Source organism: Sulfurospirillum cavolei (genome assembly GCF_001548055.1).
Taxonomy (GTDB): Bacteria; Campylobacterota; Campylobacteria; order Campylobacterales; family Sulfurospirillaceae; genus Sulfurospirillum.
In genome coordinates, this window is record NZ_AP014724.1 from 1,154,111 (window position 1) to 1,174,193 (window position 20,083).

Here is a 20,083-nt window from a genome sequence, read left to right on the forward strand (position 1 = left end):
GCATTAATGGCTAATTCGTTGCCGCAACATTTCACAAAAACTTTGGACAACGGTCTTCAAATCGTCGTTATTCCCATGAACAATAAAAGCGACGTTATTACGACGGATATTTTTTACCGCGTCGGTAGCGGAAACGAAACAATGGGGAAAAGCGGTATCGCTCACATGTTGGAACATTTGAACTTTAAATCGACGAAAAATCTGAAAGCCGGCGAGTTTGACGAAGTCGTCAAAGGATTCGGCGGCGTTAACAACGCTTCCACGGGATTTGATTATACGCATTATTACATCAAAAGTTCATCGAAAAACCTCTCAAAATCGTTGGAATTGTTTGCGGAGTTGATGCAGAACCTACGCTTAAGCGACGAAGAGTTTCAACCTGAACGCAACGTCGTTTTGGAAGAGCGTTTGTGGCGAACCGACAACTCGCCGATCGGGTATCTCTATTTTCGGCTTTTCAACAACGCGTTTACGTATCATCCGTACCATTGGACGCCGATAGGATTTAAAGACGATATTAAAAACTGGACGATTGAAGATATTCGCAGTTTTCACTCGAAATATTATCAACCCGCAAACGCGATCGTCGTTGTCGCGGGCGATATTCACGCCAACGACGTTTTTAGCGAAGTCGAGAAGCAATTCGGAGGCATTAAAAACGATAGCGATCTTCCCGCACCGCACCATCAAGTCGAGCCCGTACAAGACGGGGCTAAGCGTATTATGATCAAAAAAGAGAGTGAAGTCGAAATGGTGGCGATCGCTTATAAGATTCCTGATTTTAAACACGAAGATCAGGCGGCACTTTCGGCTTTAAGCGAGCTTTTGAGTAGCGGAAAAAGCAGTAAATTGCAACGGGTTTTGGTAGACGAAAAACAATGGGTCAACCAGATTTACGGCTATGCGATGGAAGCGAAAGATCCTTCCGTCTTTTTATTTTTAGCGGTATGCAATCCGGGTGTGAAAGCCGAAAGCGTCGAAGCGGAGATTTTAAAAATTATCGAAAGCCTTAAAAAAGGCGATATTAGCGATAAAGATATTGAAAAGATCAAGATCAATACCAAAGCCGATTTTATTCATAATTTAGAAAGTTCAAGTGAATTGGCGACGCTTTTTGGCTCGTATTACGCTAAAGGGGATATTGCTCCGCTTTTATCTTACGAAGAGCGTATCAATCGACTGAAAAAAGAGGATATTATAGGCGTTGTCAAAAAATATTTGGTTCCGCAAACATCAACGACGGTTATATTACGAAAGGAGTATTAAGATGCAACATGTTTTACAAGGTGCCATGACCGCACTCATTACGCCGTTTAAAAACGGAAAACTCGATGAAGTTCATTATGCAAAATTAATAGAAAGACAAATCAAAAACGGTATCGACGTCGTCGTGCCCGTCGGAACGACGGGAGAAAGCGCAACGCTTGATCACGAAGAGCATCGCCGCTGTATCGAGATTGCCGTAGACGTTTGTTCCAAAAGCGACGTTAAAGTTTTGGCGGGAGCCGGAAGCAATGCTACGCACGAAGCGATCGGTTTGGCAAAATTTGCCCAAGCGCACGGCGCACACGGTATTTTATCCGTGACCCCTTATTACAATAAACCGACTCAAGAAGGTCTGTTTCAACATTACAAAGCCATCGCCGGTTCGGTGGATATTCCGGTGCTTTTGTACAATGTTCCCGGTCGTACCGGATGCGATTTATTGCCCGATACGATTTTTAGACTCTTTGATGCATGTCCGAATATTTTCGGTGTAAAAGAAGCAACCGGTTCAATCGATCGTTGCGTCGATTTGCTTGCACATCAGCCGAAACTTGCCGTTTTTAGCGGCGAAGACGCGATTAATTATCCGATACTTTCCAACGGCGGTTCGGGTGTTATTTCCGTAACGTCCAATATCTTGCCCGATCAAACGGCTAATTTGACGCATTTGGCACTCAAAGGCGATTTTCACGGTGCTAAAGCGATTAACGATTCGCTTTACGAGATCAATAAAATTTTATTTTGCGAGAGCAACCCGATTCCGATTAAAGCGGCGATGTACATTGCAGGGCTTCTTGAAACCTTGGAATACCGCTTGCCTTTATGCGCTCCCAGCCACGACAATATGAAAAAAATAGAAAATACCCTTAAAAATTATACGATTAAAGGATTTTGATGCGAGGTAAAACACTGGTCATTAGCGGCGGTACGCGCGGTATCGGTAAAGCAATCGTTTATGAATTTGCACGCGAGGGCGTCAATATCGCGTTTACGTACAACTCAAATGAAGAACTAGCCAAAGAACAAGTCCACGATTTGGAAAAAACTTACGGCATTAAAGCCAGAGCGTTTGCTTTGAATATTTTAGAGCCGGAAACCTATAAAGACCTCTTTTTAGAGATCGATAAAGAGTTTGATCGCATCGATTTTTTTATTTCCAATGCGATTATCTCCGGACGACCCGTCGTCGGCGGTTATACGAAATTTATGAAACTAAAACCCAAAGGTATCAATAATATCTTTACCGCAACCGTCAACGCATTCGTCGTCGGTGCGCAAGAAGCCGCCAAGCGTATGGAAAAAATCGGAGGCGGTAGCATCATCTCCCTCTCTTCGACGGGCAATCTCGTCTATATCGAAAATTACGCGGGTCACGGGACGGCGAAAGCGGCGGTCGAGACGATGGTGCGTTATGCGGCGGCGGAGCTCGGAGCTTTAGGCATTCGCGTCAATGCGGTCAGCGGCGGTCCTATCGAAACCGATGCATTGCGTGCATTTACTAACTACGAAGAGGTACGCGACATTACGGCAAAACTTTCGCCTTTAGGACGCATGGGGCAACCCGAAGATTTGGCGGGTGCTTGCTTATTCCTTTGTTCCGATAAAGCGTCGTGGGTAACGGGACATACGTTGATTATCGACGGCGGTACGACGTTTAAATGATGAACCTACCCAACTTTTTGGCAAGTACGCGCATCGCGCTTGCCCCTTTAATGTTCGTTTTGCTCGTCAATCGCGATTTAGCGTTATTCGAAGGCTTACATGTCAGTTGGCTGGACTATTTTGCGGCATTGATTTTCGTGATTGCGAGTGCGACCGATTTTTTCGACGGATACATTGCACGCAATTGGAATCAAAAAACGCAACTGGGAGCTATTTTAGATCCGCTTGCCGATAAAATGCTGACCTTAGCGGCATTCTTAGGTTTGATGATGATCGATCGTGCCAATGCGTGGGCGATTTACTTAATTTTAACGCGTGAATTTTTCATTACGGGTCTTCGCGTCGCGGCAATCGGCGAAGGAAAAAATATCGCCGCATCGATGGCGGGTAAAGTCAAAACCGTTCTTCAAATGATCGCTATCGGCTTTTTAATGATGAATTGGCCTTTTGCCGAGCTCTTATTATGGGCGGCCGTGGCGTTGACGCTCTATTCGGGATACGAGTATATCATCGGTTATACGAAAAAAGGAACGCATTAATGGGGATCTTCGCGTCCGTTCTTGTTTTATCGTTTTTGATCTTTTTTCACGAACTCGGGCACTTTTTAGCGGCGCGTTTTTTTGGCGTACATGTCGAAGTTTTTAGCATCGGATTTGGCACAAAAGTCTTCAAAAAAATATTCGGCAAAACCGAATATTGCATCAGTCTGATTCCGCTTGGCGGATACGTGCAGATGAAAGGTCAAGACGATCGCGATCCTACCAAAGTCAGTTTCGATCCCGACAGTTACACGATCCAAGCACCGTGGAAGCGCATGATTATTCTTTTTGCCGGTCCTTTTGCCAACTTTTTACTGGCGTTTTTACTTTTTATCGCTACCGGTACGATGGGCATTACGAAGTTTTCGCCTATCGTCGGTCAAATCGGAGAAAGCTCTCCCGCTCTGGTTTCCGGCATCATGACGAACGACCGTATCGTTTCGATTAACGATTCCATGATTCAGACGTGGGACGACGTGAGCCGTGCGATTCAAGCAAGCGAAGGCGCATTGCGCGTCAAAGTCGAACGAGAAGGATTGGTGCACACGCTGGTGGTCGAGCCGAAAATCAGCGCGTATCAAAATATGTTTAAAGAGACCCGGTATAAAAAAATGATCGGTATTGCGCCTAGCACTCAAACGATGAACGTTCGTTACGCAGGAAGCGAACTGCTTGCTTTTGCATGGGATCAGACCGTGCAATCGACGACGTTGATCGTTAAAGGATTGGAAAAATTGATTGTCGGAGAAGTTCCTATGAAAGAACTTGGCGGTGTAATCACCATCGTTAAAGTTACTTCCGAAGCAAGTGATGCGGGGTTGGTGGTGCTTTTAGGCTTAACGGCATTAATTTCCGTCAATTTAGGCGTTCTCAATCTCTTACCGATTCCGGCACTGGACGGCGGACACATAATGTTCAATTTCTATGAGCTTGTAACGAAACGCGTACCGAGCGAACGCGTTTTGGCGACGATGACGACGGCAGGATGGATGGTGCTTTTAAGCTTGATGGCTTTGAGCCTTTTTAACGATATTTACAGGTTAACCAATGGAAACTAAAGATTTTGTAACGACCTTGGACGACATTTTGACGCGTGTGGAAAAAGCGCGTTTACAGATTAGCGAACATCACATCGTCAAAATCGTAGCGGCGAGCAAAAGTGCCGATACGGCGATGATCGAAGCGATGTATCATGCGGGACAGCGAAGTTTCGGCGAAAATAAAGTTCAAGATATGAGCGACAAAGTCCATACCCTCTCCTCTCTTCCGTTGGAATGGCACTTTATCGGACGTTTACAAACCAATAAAATCAACCAACTCATCGACCTTGATCCTTTTTTAATGCACTCTTTAAGCTCGATCGAACTTGCGCAAGAGCTAGACAAACGCTTACATGTCAAAGGTAAAACGATGAATGTTTTACTTCAAATTAATAGCGCGTACGAAGCGCAAAAAGCAGGCGTGATGCCCGAAGCCGCGCTTGAAGCGTACGAGCAAATCAGCCTTATATGTAAGCATCTTCAGCTCAAAGGCGTTATGAGTATCGGCGCACACACCGAAGAACAAAACATCGTTCAAAAGAGTTTTGAGACGACCTATAAACTATTTGAGTCTCTCCAAAAACATGGAGCAAAGTACTGTTCGATGGGTATGAGTGGGGATTTTGAGCAAGCGATTGCGTGTGGATCAAACATGATTCGTTTGGGCAGTATTTTATTTAAATAAGATTCTTCCCTATAGGGGTAAGGTTTACGTTAAAAAAACGTTACCTTTTTAATTGCCGGCGCATATTTTCCTTCTTTTTTCTAAACGCATCATACCGATTTACGTTATAATAAACGCAACCTTACCATTTGGCGGTTTGAAATGCGTTTTTTAGTATTTTCTTTACTGCTTTTTTCTTTATACGTCCATGCAAGTGAAGTCGCGTTAAGCCAAGAAGAACAACGTTATATTGAGGCTCATCCGATCGTTCGCGTTCACAATGAAATGGATTGGGCACCTTTTAATTTTTACGAAGACGGACGTGCGCAAGGTCTTTCGATTGACGTGATGAATCTCATTGCCCAAAAAGTCGGCTTAAAAGTGGCGTATATTACGGGATATTCATGGAATGAATTTTTGACCATGATGCAAGAAAACCGTCTCGATGTTATGCTCAATATCGTGAAAAACGATGATCGCGAAAAATACCTTCTGTTTACGACACCCTACCAATCGGTCGCTCATTGCGTCGTCGTGCGTAACGACGCTCCTTGGAAAATCGAAACGATTCACGATATTCTTGATAAAAATATCGCTATGGAAGAAGGGTTTTTTAACCATCATTATTTAAAAGAACATTATCCAAACACGCGTTTAGCACTCAAAAAAGATACCTTATCGACGTTGCAAAGTATTGCTTATAACGAAACCGATTTAACCGTGGGTTTGGTTCCGGTGGAAACGTATATGATTAAGCGTTACGGACTGAGTAACCTAAAAGTGATCGGCATTTCCGACGAAGAGCTTTTTGCGCCCAAAGATTTGCGCATCGCGACGTCTGTCCACAACCCTATTTTGATCGGTATTCTTCAAAAAGGTTTGGATGCGATCGATCAGGAAGAGCACAACCGTATTGTCAATCTTTGGGTCAATACGAACGTTGAAAAAATTATGAATTGGAATTTGCTGTTTAAAATTCTGTTTTTCTTTTTCTTGATTTTAGCGGGAACGCTTTTTTGGACATGGCGTGTCAAGAGGATTCAAAAAGAGCTCGCCGATTCTAATTTTTTAATGCACAATCTCTTAAACGCTATCCCAAATCCTCTTTTTTATAAAGACGCAAACGGTGTTTTTTTAGGATTTAACCAAGCATACGAAGAGGCTTTCGGTATCGATTCTACACGTTTTATCGGAAAAACCGTTTTAGAATTAGACTACTTACCGCCGGAAGATCGTTTAAAATACCATCAAGAGGACATGCGCGTCATTCAACACACGCTTTCGTTAAAGCGTGAACAAGAGATGGTTTTTCACGACGGAGCCGTGCACCATACGCTCTATTCGGTAAACGGTTTTAAAACGTTAAAGGGAAAACCGGGCGGATTAATCGGCATTTTTGCCGATATTTCGCATCAAAAAAAGATTCAGCACGAACTTGAAATTTCCCGTCACGAAGTCGAAGAGAGTCATAAAGCGATGAAAGATTCGATTGAATATGCCTCCTTGATCCAACACTCTTTACTACCGAATCATACGCTTTTACACCGTTTTTTTTCCGATTATTGCGTGCTTTGGCAACCTAAAGACATCGTCGGCGGCGATATTTATTTTATGGAAGAGTTTGACGACGGTAACACTTTACTCGTGATGATGATGGATTGTACCGGACACGGCGTTGCGGGAGCTTTTGTGACCATGCTTGTCAAAGCCGTCGAACGACAGATTATCGCTACGATCCGTCATCAACACGAACGCATCAGTCCGGCCAAAATCCTCGGTATTTTCAATCAAAGTATCAAGCATCTTTTAAATCAACACGATGCCACGGCCATCAATAATGCGGGGTTTGACGGTGCCGTTCTTCTTTACGACAAAATCAATGCAAGCATCACGTTTGCGGGCGCATGTTTACCGCTTTTTTACCTTCAAGCCGACGGTACGCTGAGCATCCTCCAAGGCGATAAACACTCCGTAGGGTACAAACAGTCACAGACCGAATACGTTTTTCGCGAACACGTATTATCCGTCGAACAAGGCATGCGTTTTTATATCACAAGTGACGGCTTTTGGGATCAAAACGGCGGTGAAAAAGGCTTTCCTTTCGGCAAAAGTAGATTTACGGACCTACTCAAAAAGCACTATCAAGAGCCGTTTGCCGATCAAGAAGAAATTTTTATTAAGACCTTGCATGCGTATCAGGGAAGTGAAATACGAAGCGACGATATTATGCTTATCGGCTTAAAAATCTAATCCATCAACAGAGGAAAAACGGCAACGTTTTAAACCCGATCTTCATCAAAAGCAAAAAGGAGCGTTTGCGATGATAGACATCAACACCGTTAAAAAATTAATCGAAAAAGACGGTATCGTCTTTTTAGCGTACGGCGGTTTTTTATCGCAAACGCTGATTGCCGGCATGACGGAAGCTTTGGAAAAAGAGGCAAAAGAGAGTGATTTGGGGATGAACGAGTCGACGAATATTTTTACGATTTTTATCGAATTGGCACAAAATATGATGAACTACTCTAAATCCAAAAACGAACAAGCCTCTTCCCATAAGTCTGAGGGCTTGATCCTTGTAGGCAAGCGTCCCAAGCAAAAGCACTATTACGTCTTGAGTCAAAATATCATCACGCTTGAAGATAAAGAAAAGATATTGCCCAAGCTTGCCGAACTCGTTTTAATGAATAAAGAGACGATTAAACAGCGGTACAGAGAGCTTCGAAAAAGCGGTAGCGAAGCGCATCATAAAGGCGGAGGTATCGGGTTTTACGAAATTGCCAAACGAAGCGATAAACTCTCCTACGAGTTTGAACAAATTAGTGAAAAGAGGTATTATTTTCGCATGAAAGCTATTATTAAAACACAAGGGAAGGCATTGATATGAATAATTTAAAAGTTGAAGCCACGCAATATACTCCTGAAATTTCATTGGAGACTTATGGGGAAATTAACATTAAAGGCAAATCGTACCCTGAAAATACGTTTGAGTTTTACATGCCGATTTTGCATTGGCTCCGAACGTATTTTACCGAGCCAAATGCTCCTCATTCGTTGACCGTTAATGTCGAAATTACCTATTTTAATTCCAGTAGCTCCAAACTCTTCTTCGATTTTTTCGATATTTTAGATGCGAATAAAGAAAATTTCAATATCACCGTCAATTGGATTTTTGATCGCGAAAATGATAGTGCCAAAGAAGCGGGCGAAGATTTTATCGAAGATTTTACCGATCTTACGATTCATCTGATTGCAAAATAGAGGCATAGCATGGAACAACATGAAGTGATTAAAAACCCTTTGATCGTTGAATTGGAACTCTTACGCGTCAATTTCGATAAAACAACGGAAAAACTGATTAAAGATATTCAACGTCATGAAAAAATTATGACCAAAGCCGATAAGCGTCAAAAGCAAGAGTACGACGAACTTCAGCGTAAATTTGCCGAAGTGGAAGCTTTGCAGCAAGAGATTGAAGAGACGCAAAAAGAGGTTATTTTTACGATGGGTTCGATCGGTGAAAGTCGTAGCAAAGAGACGGGAAACCATGTGCGTCGCGTTGCCGAATACTCAAAGCTAATTGCCTTGCATTACGGGCTTTGCGAACACGATGCCGAGATGCTCAAACAAGCAAGTCCGATGCACGATATAGGCAAAGTCGCCATTCCGGACGCCATCTTAAATAAGCCAGGCAAACTCACGCCCGAAGAGTTTGAAATCATGAAAAAACATACGGAGCTTGGCTATGACATGTTAAAACATTCGCATCGCCCCCTCCTCCAAACGGCGGCAATCGTCGCCTACGAACACCATGAAAAATTTAACGGACAAGGGTATCCGCGCGGACTTAAAGGAGCCAATATCCATATATACAGCCGTATTACCGCATTTGCAGACGTCTTTGACGCTTTGGGAAACCAACGATGCTATAAACCGGCGTGGAAAGACGAAGATATCTTTAACTTATTTCATCAAGAACGAGGGGAACACTTCGACCCTAAAATCGTTGATATTTTTTTCAAAAACTTGAGTGAATTTTTATATATCAGAGAGATGTTTAAAGATCCTGTTGCATAAGCAAAGCGCACCAAATCGTGCAAAGCCCCGAAAACGGGGCTTTGCTTTTGACATGTAAGCCTACATGTAAGGCTAATTAAACCTTGCCCTCTTCTTTGAGCTTCTTGTACCAAGAGCTGTGAAGGATGGCGACTTCCTCTTCTTCTTTATAACCCGTGATCATCGAATGAATCGCACCTTTGATGGCAATCGCCGCCATATAGACATGCACCATAAAGAACGTAGCGACGACCATACCTAAGATATTGTGAACGATCGCACTGAGACGTAGCAGGTCGATTTGGCTCATACCCAACATCGTAGCAACCGGTGAGAGATCCTTGTTTAAAAAGAACATCAACGCTCCGGTAATAATCATCACGATACCGCCTGGCATCGCGATCCAAAACCATGCTTTTTGTCCGGCGTTAAACTTACCTGCGGGGACGGGTTTTTTCTCTTTGGAGAGGTAACCGCCCACGATCATCATCCATTTTACGTCGTCGTTATTAGGGAACATATCCCTAATCCAAGCAATAATCATCGGAAGAACCGTAATCGCAAACACGGGTGTTGCCAAACCGTGTAAGTTCTTACAAATCCTCACAAACATACCGCCGCCGAAAAAATCTCCGAATGCCATAACAAAGCCCGTAGGCACGATGACTAAAAACGAAAGGGCCGCAAGATTGTGCATGACGCGCATCAAAACGCTAAACGCAAAAACCTTCTTTCCGTGATGCGAAAACACTTTAGGTCCGATCAGTAAATAGTGAATGCCTCCCGCAACGGGAACCAGAAACAGTGCGATCAAAAAGCCTTTCCAGAACCATTCGCGTTGAAGAAGCGTAAACACTTCTCCAAACGCATGGTAATTGGGAATCGCATTGAGCATCGCCGTTCCGTACAACGGACTATCGAATTGACTCACGCTAATGGCATAAAGAGACGACATACTTAGCAGTGTGCTTAAAAGTACTATCCATCGTTTCTTCATTGCGTTAGCCCCTTTCTACCTTGTTTGTTATACGCCATATTCCAAATATACGAGTTGTTCGCCTCTTTGCTTTGACCGCGAGCGAGCACACGGGTACGGTAAAGCTCGGACACTTTCTCGGAAGTTCCGATGAGAAGCGCATTGGTCGAACACATTGCCGCACATACGGGTACTTTACCTTCCGAGATACGGTTTTGACCGTAACGTTCTCGCTCGTGTTCGGAGTTGGTCTCTAATGGACCGCCGGCACACATCGTACATTTGTCCATCGCCCCTTTGGCGCCGAAAACGCCATCACGCGGGAACTGCGGAGCACCGAACGGGCATGCGTACAAGCAGTATCCGCATCCGATACATTTTTCTTTATCGTGAAGCACGATACCGTCGGCTCGGATATAAAAACAATCCACCGGACAGACTTGCGAGCACGGTGCGTCGGCACAATGCATACACGCAATCGAGATCGACGTCTCTTGACCTTCGACGCCGTCGCCCAGCGTCACGACTTTACGGCGGGCAATGCCCACGGGTAATTCGTGAGCATTTTGGCACGCAACCACACATGCAAAACATTCGATACAGCGATCCGTATCGCAATAGAATTTTAATCGGCTATTGGTATTTTCCATGGTGTCTCCTTACGCTTTTTCCACACGGCATAGACCCGCGTTGAACTCTGAGATTTGGGTAATCGGGTCAAAGCCGTAGTTAACGATCGTATTGGAACTTTCACCGATCGTATACGGACGTGCGCCTTCAGGATAATTTGCACTCAAATCGACCCCTTGCATAATACCCGCAAAGTTGTACGGCATACAAATACGATCCGGCGTTACGCTACGGTTGTAGTGAACCCGTACCTTAATCTTCGTACCCTGAGGCGCGTGAATCCACATCATTCCCTTATCTTCGATGCCATATTTGGAAGCAAGATCTGGGTGAATATTGGCAAACATCTCCGGCGTAATGCTTGAGAGGTATTTACTCGTTCGCTCTAACATACCAGCCCCTGAGAGGTTGACTAAGCGCATAGACGTTAGGATCGTCGGGAACTCTTTGGACCAGTCTTGTTTGGTTTGCTCAGAGATGTAACGTGTTGCAACCCTAAAGTTATTGGCTTGATCCGGTAGTGCCGGATATTTTTGTACCAAATCCCAACGTGGAGAGTGAATAGGCTCTCTATGAACCGGTACGGGATCTGGGAATTCCCAAACAATCGTACGTGCCCTTGCATTTCCGTAGACGCAAACGCCATACTCTCGAGCGTATTTTTGAATAATACCGCTAAAGTCCATCGCCCAACTTGGTCCCATTTGCGCTTTTTCTTCTTCACTAAGCGTAATACCGAGCACTTTTTCGATATTGGCTTTGGTAAGTTGTGGGTAACCGCCTTGGATTTTTTGTCCCGGAAGCGTCACGGTTTCATCGGCAAGTAAATTATCACCGTTATGCTCAACACCGAAACGATTTCGAAAGCCCAAGCCGCCTTCATTGACCGGTTTAGAGGCATCGTAAAGGATCGGCGAACCCGGATGTTTTTCATCCCAGCACGGCCACGGAAGTCCGTAATATTCGCCTTCCATTTCGCCGCGACCTTTGAGCGTCAACGGATCGAAGAGATGCCAGTTTTCTTGATGTTTGCGCAGACGCTCGGGCGTCCAACCGGAAAGTCCGATACTTTTAACCGTACGAGCAATCTCACGTACCGCATCGTCCGGCCATACAAAATCGTTTTTATACTGAACGACGTTACCGTTTTCGGCACGCATTTTCATACCCTTGACGTACTCATCGTAAAATCCGAATTTTTTCGCAAACTCGAACATCACTTCATGATCGGCTTTGCTTTCATACAGCGGCTTAACGACTTGGGAACGCCATTGGGCGGAACGATTGGTAGCAGAAAGCGTTCCTTCGCACTCAAATTGCGTTGCAACCGGCAAGATATAGATACCGTCTTTTCGATCGGTAATAATTGCCGCTTCATTCACAAACGGTTCGGCTACGATTAACATGTCAAGCTTATCGATGGCTTCTTTGATTTTCACCTGCTGAGACATCGAGGTAATTCCCGTTCCTTGTACCCAAAGCACGCGAATCGGAGCGGAAGAGGTCGTTTTTTCTTCTTGTAAAACACCTTGCCACCACTTCGCAAGTGAGAAACCTTTGGCGTGCATCCATTTACGCTCACCCTTATCGTCAAGATCAGGGTGGAAACGGTTTTGCATAGACTCGAAGCTAACACCCCATGTTTTACAATAGTACTGCCATGCGGCTTTATCCAAACCGTAGTACCCCGGTAAACTGTCAGAGAGGTTTGCCATATCGGTAGCACCTTGAACGTTATCGTGACCGCGGATAATATTACATCCGCCTCCCGGACGTGCCGCATTACCAGTAACAAGTGAAAGAATTGGAAGGATACGCGTATTGGAGCTTCCTACAGAGTGTTGCGTAATACCGAGTGACCATGCAATGCTTGCGGGTTTGGTTTTAGCGTAAAGTTCTGCAACCTGTTGGATTAGCTCAATAGAAGCACCGGTAACATTGGAGGTCTCTTCAGGCGTCCATTTAGCAGCTTCGGCTCTGATTTGATCCATCGCATAAGTTCTATGCTCGATAAAATCTTTATCTTCCCAACCGTTTTTAAAGATTACATGTAAAAGTCCATAGGCAAACGCAATGTCAGTACCAGGACGAATACGCACGTAAATATCCGCTTTAGCAGCACTTCTTGTAAAGATAGGATCGACGACGATCAACTTCGCGCCTCTATCTTTGGCTTGTAGGAAATGTTTAAATCCGATTGGATTGGCAACGGCAGAGTTGGCTCCGACCATCATAATTAACTTAGAATTCTCAACAACATCACCAAAGTGATTTGTCATAGCACCATAACCCCATGTATTTGCCGCACCGGCAACAGAAGCGCTATGTCAGATTCTAGCTACGTGATCGATATTATTTGTGCCCCAAAACGCGGCAAATTTTCTAAAGTAATACGATTGTTGGTTGTTAAATTTAGCCGAACCCAACATCATCAATGTGTCAGGACCGTTCTCTTCTCTAATTTTTAACATTTTAGAAGAGATCTCATTTAACGCTTGTTCCCACGTTAAACGTTTCCATTGTCCATTCTCTTTTTTCATCGGGTACTTGATACGTTGTTTGGACTTGGTCAAATCGATTTGATCCGTACCCTTACAACAGTGGCTTCCCTCGCTGATCGGGTGGTCGTGTGCGGGTTCTTGTCTTACCCATACGCCGTTATGCACTTCGGCTTTGATGCCGCAACCTGCCGAACAGATCGAGCAGATCGTTTTAACCGTTTTTGAGCCTGGGAACGGGTTTTTAACCTCTTCCGCACTCGCCTCTCTGATCGCATCTTCTTTGGCTAGAAGATTTCCCGCTCCAAAACTAGCACTTCCCAGAGCCGCCATTTTTAAAAATGAGCGTCTTCCGATTTTGCTAGAGGAGAGTATGGGGTTTTCTGTTTTACTCATCTCATCTCCCGTGATTAATAGGATCTCTTATAGTAGAGCTTCCATGCATCCGTCTCTTTATACAAAATCTCTTTTTTCGGAGATTTCCCATAAACGACACCGTTTGCGCCTTTGGCACTCTATTTCGAGCTTGCCAAAACACCGCTTGCACCGGCAGTTGCTACCACTGCCGTCGTCCCGAGGGCTTTTTTTAGAAAGTCCCTTCTGTTCTCGTGCACGATTTCCTCCTGCAACTTGCTGACATGTCAAAATAGCCATGAAAAATTGGCATAAAACGGTAATGTATCATTGACCGTCAATGAACGTCTTATGCACGTAAAAATGTTGTTAATGGAAGAAAAAAGACATAGAGGTATAAGAATGAAGTCTATAAATTTTAAAAAAAATATATCCTTCACGATACGTATGTGCGCTTACCCCGTAAGCATATATCATGAACAACGAGACCATTATAATGATTGATAACTTTATCGCATCTTAAAACGGTAAATATTTGTTGACCTATAAAATAATATTTAAGCGTTATATTGGTAAATATATAATGACTTTTAAAATGTAAAAAGTTATTGCTAGGCTGATTTTTAAGGTTTCTCTTAAAGTTCGCGCGGCGTTAGAAGTTTCTTATAATAGGTTTTGGTTAAATGCAAGGCGGCGATCGGGTTGTGACCGAGGACTCTGTCTTTGACGACCAGATACGTGATCGGAGCTTGCGCGTATTTGATAAAAAGAGAGTCGTGTCCGACACACAATCCCATAATGACGTTTAAATCGGTTTTCGCTTTATTGATGTATTTGGCTTGTAAGACGGGATTACACATCGGCTCAAACGTATTCGGGCGTATTTTTTGCGCTTCTTGGAGTCCGATTTCGATCTTATCGCGCGAGCCGACTTTGCAGATCGCCATAAAAACGTCAAATCCGTTGATTTTTAAGATTTCGGCGAAGATTTGAGATTCATTGACCAAGCCTACACACGAAGCGATGCCTATTTTGCGTGCTCCGATACGTCTAGCAAATGCCAGTATCTCTTCCACGCGCGTCAGCGTTCCGTAGTATTTTCCTTCGATTTCCGCCGCGGCTAAAGCGATGGTGCGATCCATCCCCTCTTCTTGGTAGCATGCCAAGGAGGCGTCTAACATCGACGTTTCAACATTGCTCGTTAGGCAAAATTTGGGGTAACGACTCTCGTGTTTATGGCAATTAAGCGTTGCACATTCGGCGCAACTTAGCTCTTTTTCTTCCGTATGCATGGTGATTATCCTTTTGACATGTAAAGGTATGTGCCGTAAAGGCTTAGGTAGACGCCGAGCAACTCTTTTAATCCTTGGCGTACGTGTACTCGCTCTTCTTCGTGAAAAATATTCTCTAAAAGTTTGACATGTAAGGTTTCGCCGAAAAGGACTAACCGCTCCGGCGTAAACGAGGAAGACGCTTCTTTTCCCAAGACAAAAAAGAGTCCCAACGCGCGATTGAGTGCCGTAACATAGGCAAGAAGATTCTCGTAAATGCTTTTCTCGACCGGTTCTAGTTGGAAAAGAAAGCATTCCAAAGAGACCGCTAAAAAACTTTTCTTTTTTGGAAAGTTGGCATGCAAAAGCGTCGCGAAAAGGTTTTGTTTCGCTTCGCGTAACGCGGTAGGAATCGTAGCGTCCAACGCATCATCAAAGGCTTTAACGCTCGCTTCAAATCCCGAAGCATCGTGGAGCCCTTGATGCGACATTAACGTATGGATTTGCGCTTGCGTAAATTTCGTAGGCGTGTACAGTTCCAACGAAGAGAGGGTTTGAAGTAAAAGAGCGTACAACGCTTTTTCATCTTCGTTCGGGTTTTTTGCCAAATATTCGAGTAAGTAAAGGATCTCTTTTTTCATGCTTCCATTCTGCCAAAGCCCGGCTGAAAAAGTGCTATAATGCCAACGCTTTTTAAGGAGGTTTTATGATTCATCTTTCGGCTTTTTTTGCGATTTACGTCAAGTTTTTCTTTATTATGACGCCGTTTTTCGTAACGACGATCTTTTTGTCGATGACCAAAGGCGTCGATGAAAGCGATAAAAGACGTCTTGCGATTAAAGTAACGTTTGCGATTGCTGCGAGTTGTTTGATTATTCTTTTTTTCGGTAAATACATTTTTGAACTTTTCGGTATTACCCTTGATGCTTTTCGCATCGGTGCGGGGGCACTTTTATTTTTAACGGCGGTCGATCTCGTGCAAAAAGACATTAACGCCGAACCGACATGTAAAGCCGATATTTTAAAGCATGCGGTCGTTCCTTTGGCAATTCCCGTTACCGTCGGCCCCGGAACGGTGGGTGCGTTGATGGTTATGGGTGCGGACATCGAGAGTTTTGACGACATGTTACTCGGATCAAGCGCGCTTTTGTGTGCCATCGGCAGTATCGGCGTTTTGCTCTATCTCTCTGGGCATATCGAACGTTTGATCGGTCGTGCCGGATTGATCGTCTTTAGCAAAGTTACCGGACTCGTTCTTGCCGCTCTTTCGGCACAACTGATTTTCACGGGCATCAAAAACTTTTTGCGTTAAAAAAGGTGCCCGATCTTTCGAAAGCCGATCACGTATAAAATACTTCCGACGCTAAAAACGCCCAAAAAGTAAGGGTACAATTCCAAAACGGGTGTTCCTCGAAAGAAAATACTCTCCGTTCCCTCGATGAAATAGCGAAGCGGAGACAGTAAAGAGAGCGTTTGCAACCATGGATGCATCGCATAAATAGGCGTCCACGCTCCGCTTAAAAAGATAAGTGGAAGCATAATGACGACGGAGAGCTGTGCGACTTGCATCACGTCTTTGGCGACCGCCGCGACAAAAAGCCCGATACCCGCTCCCGTAAACGCATAGAAAAACGCTAACACTAAAAAAGCGAAAAAAGAGCCGTGAATGGGCGTGTCAAAGGCTCCGAAAACGACAAATCCGACCGAAATTACGATGCCGATCATCACGATAATAACTTGGGAAAACGATTTGGCGAGAATAATGCTTTTTGCATCGACGGGCATTAAGAGCATAATATCCCACGTGCCGTCCTCTTTCTCTTTTACAAAGACGACCGCCGTTAAAATGACCGAGAGCATCGTCGTGATCGACAAAAGCTCCGTTAATGCCATAAACGTTGCGTTATTGGCGTTTTCGTTGAAAAGTTTGTGCGTGACGAGCTCGACGCTAAAGGCGGTATCGGAAAAATTAAGCACGATGTTGCTCAAATAACTCAGCGTCGTATACGCTTGTGACGCGGCGGTTGCATCTAAAAGAACGTTAAGCGTCGCGTGTTTGTTTTTACGAAACGTCCGCTCAAAATCTTCGTCGAAGATCAATCCTAAAATGATCTCTTTATCGAATACGGCTTGCGAAAGTGCTGCTTGGGAATGAAACGCCACGGGAGGCAAAAATTCGGGTTCGTGGAAATAGTGTAAGAGTTTTTGGCTCAATCCGCCGCCGCTTTCGTCGACATAGCCGATCGCCACGTTGCGAGGTTTCAGTTCTATGCCGCTTCCTGCGATGTACACTTCCATCGTAAAAGCGTACAAAACGACGAGCACCAGCTGCCACGAACGAATGAAACGCACGAGTTCGCGCGCGACGACCGTCCAAAAGACCCTCATCGAAGCTCCTTTTTCAAGATCAAGCTTCCTAGCCCCATCAAGAAAAGCCCGTAAAATGCCAAAATAAAGAGGTAAAGTTGCGTTTTTGCCGAAGCCAAGCCTTCACCGACCAAAAAGACGTCGTATAAAATGTGGTTGTAATACATTACGGGAAAAATATGTGCTTCATAGCGCGAAAAACCGACCATCGAAGAGATCGGCATCAAAATACCCGAATACAAAAATCCCGGAATAATCGTCACGATCACCGTCAAAACAACCGCAACGATTTGCGTTCGCGTCACGATAGAGATGAGCATACCGATGGAAAGACTAATGACCAAATAAAGCTCAGAAGCGATCCAATAAAGCCAAAAACTCCCTCGAAACGGTACGTCGAACCAATACGTCGCCCATAAAAAGAGAATAAAGATATTGATCGAGTGGAGGAAAAAAACGGGAATTAGCTTGGCGGCGATAAACTCCGCTTTGGAGAGCGCGGAAGCGTAAAAGTTAAAGATCGTGCCTTTTTCTTTCTCTTTGACGATGAGTAATGCCGCTAAAATCGCCGGAGCGATCAATAAAACCAAACCGATCAATCCCGGGACGATCGCATCTTCGTCACGCATCGCTTGATTAAAAAGTGTTCGTTGGTTGATGGCTATCGTATGCGCATCGCGATCGAGCATACGCTCTTGAATGGCAGACGCCGCATTGAGAACGACGCCTTTGACGTAACTTTCGATCGTCGAACCTCGCATCGGAAATGCCGTGTCGACGAAGACGCCGATTTGGATTTTTTGCCCGTGAAGCAGACGTTTTTCGAACGATTCGGGGATGATAATAACCACGTCGCTTTGCGCACGGTGGATGGCATCAAGTGCTTCGCTTTCTAAACGAAGCTCTTTTTGAACCGTAAAATATTTTGAGTGTGCAAATTTTTCGATCAATAAGCGTGAATAATGGCTTTGATCGTAATCGATAATCAAGGTACGCGCCCCCGTCACTTCCATGCGAATTCCGTAACCGAAAAGCACCAGTACCATCGTGGGCATCAAATAGACCATAATAATCAATCGGCTTCGTACGATTTCGCTCAGTTCTTTGAGAACATAAGCCTTAACGACGGAGAGTTTCATCGAAAATACTCCAAAAATATCTCTTCAAAAGTATGCGCTTGAGGATGCTTGGCGTAAAAGCCTTCTATCGTATCGTCGGCGATTTTCGCTCCTTGGCGCATTAAAACGACGCGATCGCAAAATTCCGCTTCGCTCATATAGTGCGTCGTAATCAAAATAGCGATTTTCCATTTTTCTTTCAAACACTTCAAAAGTTCCCAAAACTGCGCCCTAGCAATGGCATCGACACCCGAAGTCGGTTCGTCCAAAAACAAGATCACCGGTTCGTGTAAGAGTGCCGAAGCTAAGGAAAAACGCTGATTGATTCCCAAAGGAAGCTCCGGAGGCAAGGCGTTGAGATAGTTTTCAAAACCGAGCTCTTGCGCATAACGTTTGATGCGCTCTTTGGCCGTTTCACTCGGCAAACCGCGCATCGAAGCAAAATAGAGCAAATTTTCCTGTACGCTCATATCGTTATACAAGGCAAAATGTTGACTTACGTAGCCGATGGAAGCTTTAAGTGCTTGTCGATCTTGGGGTGTTTGAATCGTTTTGCCTAAAAGTCGCAATTCGCCTCCGTCAATCGGATAGAGTCCCAAAAGCATCTTAATAAACGTCGTTTTTCCGGCACCGTTGGCTCCGAGCAGTCCTAAAATCTCGCCTTTTTTTAGGGTAATATCAACGTTATCGTTGGCGACGAAAGTTCCGAAACGTTTGGTTAAGCCTTTGGCGTCCATTAAAACGTCGCCGTCAAAATCGCTTTTTTCTTTGTCGCTTAAAACGATCGGCGGCATCGTCTTGTCGTTTTTTAAGGCGTTAACGAAAAAAAGTGCCTCAAGCGTAGGCGTTTGCGTCGACTTGGATGCGAGCGGGGTAAGCGTGTAAAGGGTTTGTAAGGTTTTGATGCACGGTTCAACACAGGGGGTACCTGGGTCGTAACATAAAGATTCTACCGTTTGTAAAAGGGCTTCGGAAGTACCTTGCGCAATGATTTTTTGTTCGTCGAAAAGTAAGATTTTATCCATCTTCGCCGCTTCTTGCATGTACGCGGTACTGATCAAGCAAATCGTGCCTTCACTTCGGCGTATTTCCTCAAGGATTTCCCATAATTCGATCCGGCTCAAAGGATCAACACCCGTTGTCGGCTCGTCCAAGAGCAACAGTTTCGGGCGATGTAAGAGCGTGCAGATTAAAGAGAGTTTTTGCATCATTCCGCCGCTGAGTTTCCCCGCTTGGCGGTCTTGAAATTTTTCCAAACCCGCCATTTGAAGCAAGCGTGTTTTATAGGTCTCAAAAGCCTCGTTTTGAACGAGATCGTGAATATCGGCAAAAAAACGTAGGTGCTCGCTCACGGTTAACATGTCGTATAAGACAAGTCCGATACCTTGGGGCATCAAGCCGATACGCGCTTTAAGCGGTTCGGCCTCTTTGCACGAACGGTAGGTATGATTGTCGAAAACGATTTCTCCTTTGCATGCAATGACGCCGGCGATTGCGTGAATCAAGGAGCTTTTTCCCGCGCCGTCCGCACCGATAAAACCGACAATTTCCCCCTCGTTCGCTTCAAAATTCGCATGCGCAATGCCCAAACGATTTTTATGAAAAACGCTTACGTCACGAACAACAAGTCGCATAAGGGCTC

Annotated in this window: 20 protein-coding genes; 11 read left to right on the forward strand and 9 right to left on the reverse strand. The window is 44.6% G+C overall.

Going from position 1 to position 20,083, the window contains the following annotated elements:
* Positions 1–6 precede the first annotated feature (6 nt).
* The 10 genes from UCH003_RS05820 (at position 7) to UCH003_RS05865 (ending at position 9,248) form a co-directional block, all read left to right on the forward strand.
* Positions 7–1,266: a M16 family metallopeptidase gene (locus UCH003_RS05820; RefSeq protein WP_231964818.1), complete on the forward strand. Its 1,260-nt coding sequence runs from the start codon at positions 7–9 to the stop codon at positions 1,264–1,266.
* Between the two features lies 1 nt (position 1,267).
* A complete protein-coding gene (gene dapA / locus UCH003_RS05825) occupies positions 1,268–2,161 on the forward strand; it encodes a 4-hydroxy-tetrahydrodipicolinate synthase (protein ID WP_060825783.1) in 894 nt (297 codons plus the stop codon).
* Positions 2,161–2,928 (forward strand): enoyl-ACP reductase, encoded by a 768-nt coding sequence (locus UCH003_RS05830; protein ID WP_060825784.1) that lies wholly within the window; start codon positions 2,161–2,163, stop codon positions 2,926–2,928. The genes dapA and UCH003_RS05830 overlap by 1 nt, the downstream gene beginning before the upstream one ends.
* Entirely contained in the window at positions 2,925–3,467 is a 543-nt protein-coding gene (gene pgsA, locus UCH003_RS05835; protein ID WP_060825785.1) for a CDP-diacylglycerol--glycerol-3-phosphate 3-phosphatidyltransferase, read from the forward strand. The genes UCH003_RS05830 and pgsA overlap by 4 nt, the downstream gene beginning before the upstream one ends.
* Complete coding sequence (gene rseP / locus UCH003_RS05840; protein WP_060825786.1) at positions 3,467–4,525, forward strand: RIP metalloprotease RseP; 1,059 nt, start codon at positions 3,467–3,469, stop codon at positions 4,523–4,525. Before pgsA ends, rseP begins: the two co-directional genes overlap by 1 nt.
* Positions 4,515–5,192 (forward strand): YggS family pyridoxal phosphate-dependent enzyme, encoded by a 678-nt coding sequence (locus tag UCH003_RS05845; RefSeq protein ID WP_060825787.1) that lies wholly within the window; start codon positions 4,515–4,517, stop codon positions 5,190–5,192. The genes rseP and UCH003_RS05845 overlap by 11 nt, the downstream gene beginning before the upstream one ends.
* 141 nt (positions 5,193–5,333) lie before the next feature.
* Positions 5,334–7,421, forward strand: a complete 2,088-nt coding sequence (locus UCH003_RS05850) for a transporter substrate-binding domain-containing protein (protein WP_060825788.1) — start codon at positions 5,334–5,336, stop codon at positions 7,419–7,421.
* A gap of 70 nt (positions 7,422–7,491) precedes the next feature.
* The gene (locus UCH003_RS05855) at positions 7,492–8,058 is read left to right on the forward strand and encodes a SiaB family protein kinase (protein WP_231964819.1); all 567 of its coding nucleotides are present in this window, start codon (positions 7,492–7,494) and stop codon (positions 8,056–8,058) included.
* A complete protein-coding gene (locus UCH003_RS05860; RefSeq protein ID WP_060825789.1) occupies positions 8,055–8,432 on the forward strand; it encodes a DUF1987 domain-containing protein in 378 nt (125 codons plus the stop codon). Before UCH003_RS05855 ends, UCH003_RS05860 begins: the two co-directional genes overlap by 4 nt.
* Before the next feature lie 9 nt (positions 8,433–8,441).
* Positions 8,442–9,248, forward strand: a complete 807-nt coding sequence (locus UCH003_RS05865) for an HD-GYP domain-containing protein (RefSeq protein ID WP_060825790.1) — start codon at positions 8,442–8,444, stop codon at positions 9,246–9,248.
* A gap of 76 nt (positions 9,249–9,324) precedes the next feature.
* On the opposite strand, the gene UCH003_RS05870 is transcribed toward UCH003_RS05865, so the two are convergent.
* The 6 genes from UCH003_RS05870 to UCH003_RS05895 all read right to left on the reverse strand — a co-directional run bounded on the left by UCH003_RS05870 (position 9,325) and on the right by UCH003_RS05895 (position 15,597).
* Positions 9,325–10,224, reverse strand: coding sequence for a formate dehydrogenase subunit gamma (locus UCH003_RS05870; protein WP_060825160.1), 900 nt, complete (start codon positions 10,222–10,224; stop codon positions 9,325–9,327).
* Positions 10,221–10,853, reverse strand: coding sequence for a formate dehydrogenase FDH3 subunit beta (gene fdh3B, locus UCH003_RS05875; RefSeq protein WP_041961705.1), 633 nt, complete (start codon positions 10,851–10,853; stop codon positions 10,221–10,223). Before fdh3B ends, UCH003_RS05870 begins: the two co-directional genes overlap by 4 nt.
* A gap of 9 nt (positions 10,854–10,862) precedes the next feature.
* Positions 10,863–13,727 (reverse strand): formate dehydrogenase subunit alpha, encoded by a 2,865-nt coding sequence (locus UCH003_RS05880; protein ID WP_082709156.1) that lies wholly within the window; start codon positions 13,725–13,727, stop codon positions 10,863–10,865.
* Between the two features lie 119 nt (positions 13,728–13,846).
* Positions 13,847–13,945 carry a twin-arginine translocation signal domain-containing protein gene (locus tag UCH003_RS13980; protein WP_348623511.1) on the reverse strand — a complete coding sequence of 33 codons (99 nt, stop codon included), beginning with the start codon at positions 13,943–13,945 and terminating at the stop codon, positions 13,847–13,849.
* Positions 13,946–14,320: 375 nt separating this feature from the next.
* Positions 14,321–14,977 (reverse strand): DUF1847 domain-containing protein, encoded by a 657-nt coding sequence (locus tag UCH003_RS05890; protein ID WP_060825791.1) that lies wholly within the window; start codon positions 14,975–14,977, stop codon positions 14,321–14,323.
* Between the two features lie 5 nt (positions 14,978–14,982).
* On the reverse strand, positions 14,983–15,597 hold the full coding sequence (locus tag UCH003_RS05895) for a hypothetical protein (protein WP_060825792.1): 615 nt from the start codon (positions 15,595–15,597) through the stop codon (positions 14,983–14,985).
* 65 nt (positions 15,598–15,662) lie between these two features.
* Here UCH003_RS05895 and UCH003_RS05900 point away from each other — a divergent pair, with 65 nt between their 5' ends.
* Positions 15,663–16,268 (forward strand): MarC family protein, encoded by a 606-nt coding sequence (locus UCH003_RS05900; protein WP_060825793.1) that lies wholly within the window; start codon positions 15,663–15,665, stop codon positions 16,266–16,268.
* On the opposite strand, the gene UCH003_RS05905 is transcribed toward UCH003_RS05900, so the two are convergent.
* From UCH003_RS05905 to UCH003_RS05915, 3 genes are read right to left on the reverse strand one after another with little or no spacing between them, the layout of a single operon-like run.
* Positions 16,265–17,344, reverse strand: a complete 1,080-nt coding sequence (locus UCH003_RS05905) for an ABC transporter permease (protein WP_060825794.1) — start codon at positions 17,342–17,344, stop codon at positions 16,265–16,267. The two genes, UCH003_RS05900 and UCH003_RS05905, sit on opposite strands and share 4 nt — an antisense overlap.
* Positions 17,341–18,462, reverse strand: coding sequence for an ABC transporter permease (locus UCH003_RS05910; RefSeq protein WP_060825795.1), 1,122 nt, complete (start codon positions 18,460–18,462; stop codon positions 17,341–17,343). The genes UCH003_RS05905 and UCH003_RS05910 overlap by 4 nt, the downstream gene beginning before the upstream one ends.
* Positions 18,459–20,075 (reverse strand): ATP-binding cassette domain-containing protein, encoded by a 1,617-nt coding sequence (locus tag UCH003_RS05915; RefSeq protein WP_039674918.1) that lies wholly within the window; start codon positions 20,073–20,075, stop codon positions 18,459–18,461. The genes UCH003_RS05910 and UCH003_RS05915 overlap by 4 nt, the downstream gene beginning before the upstream one ends.
* Positions 20,076–20,083 lie beyond the last annotated feature (8 nt).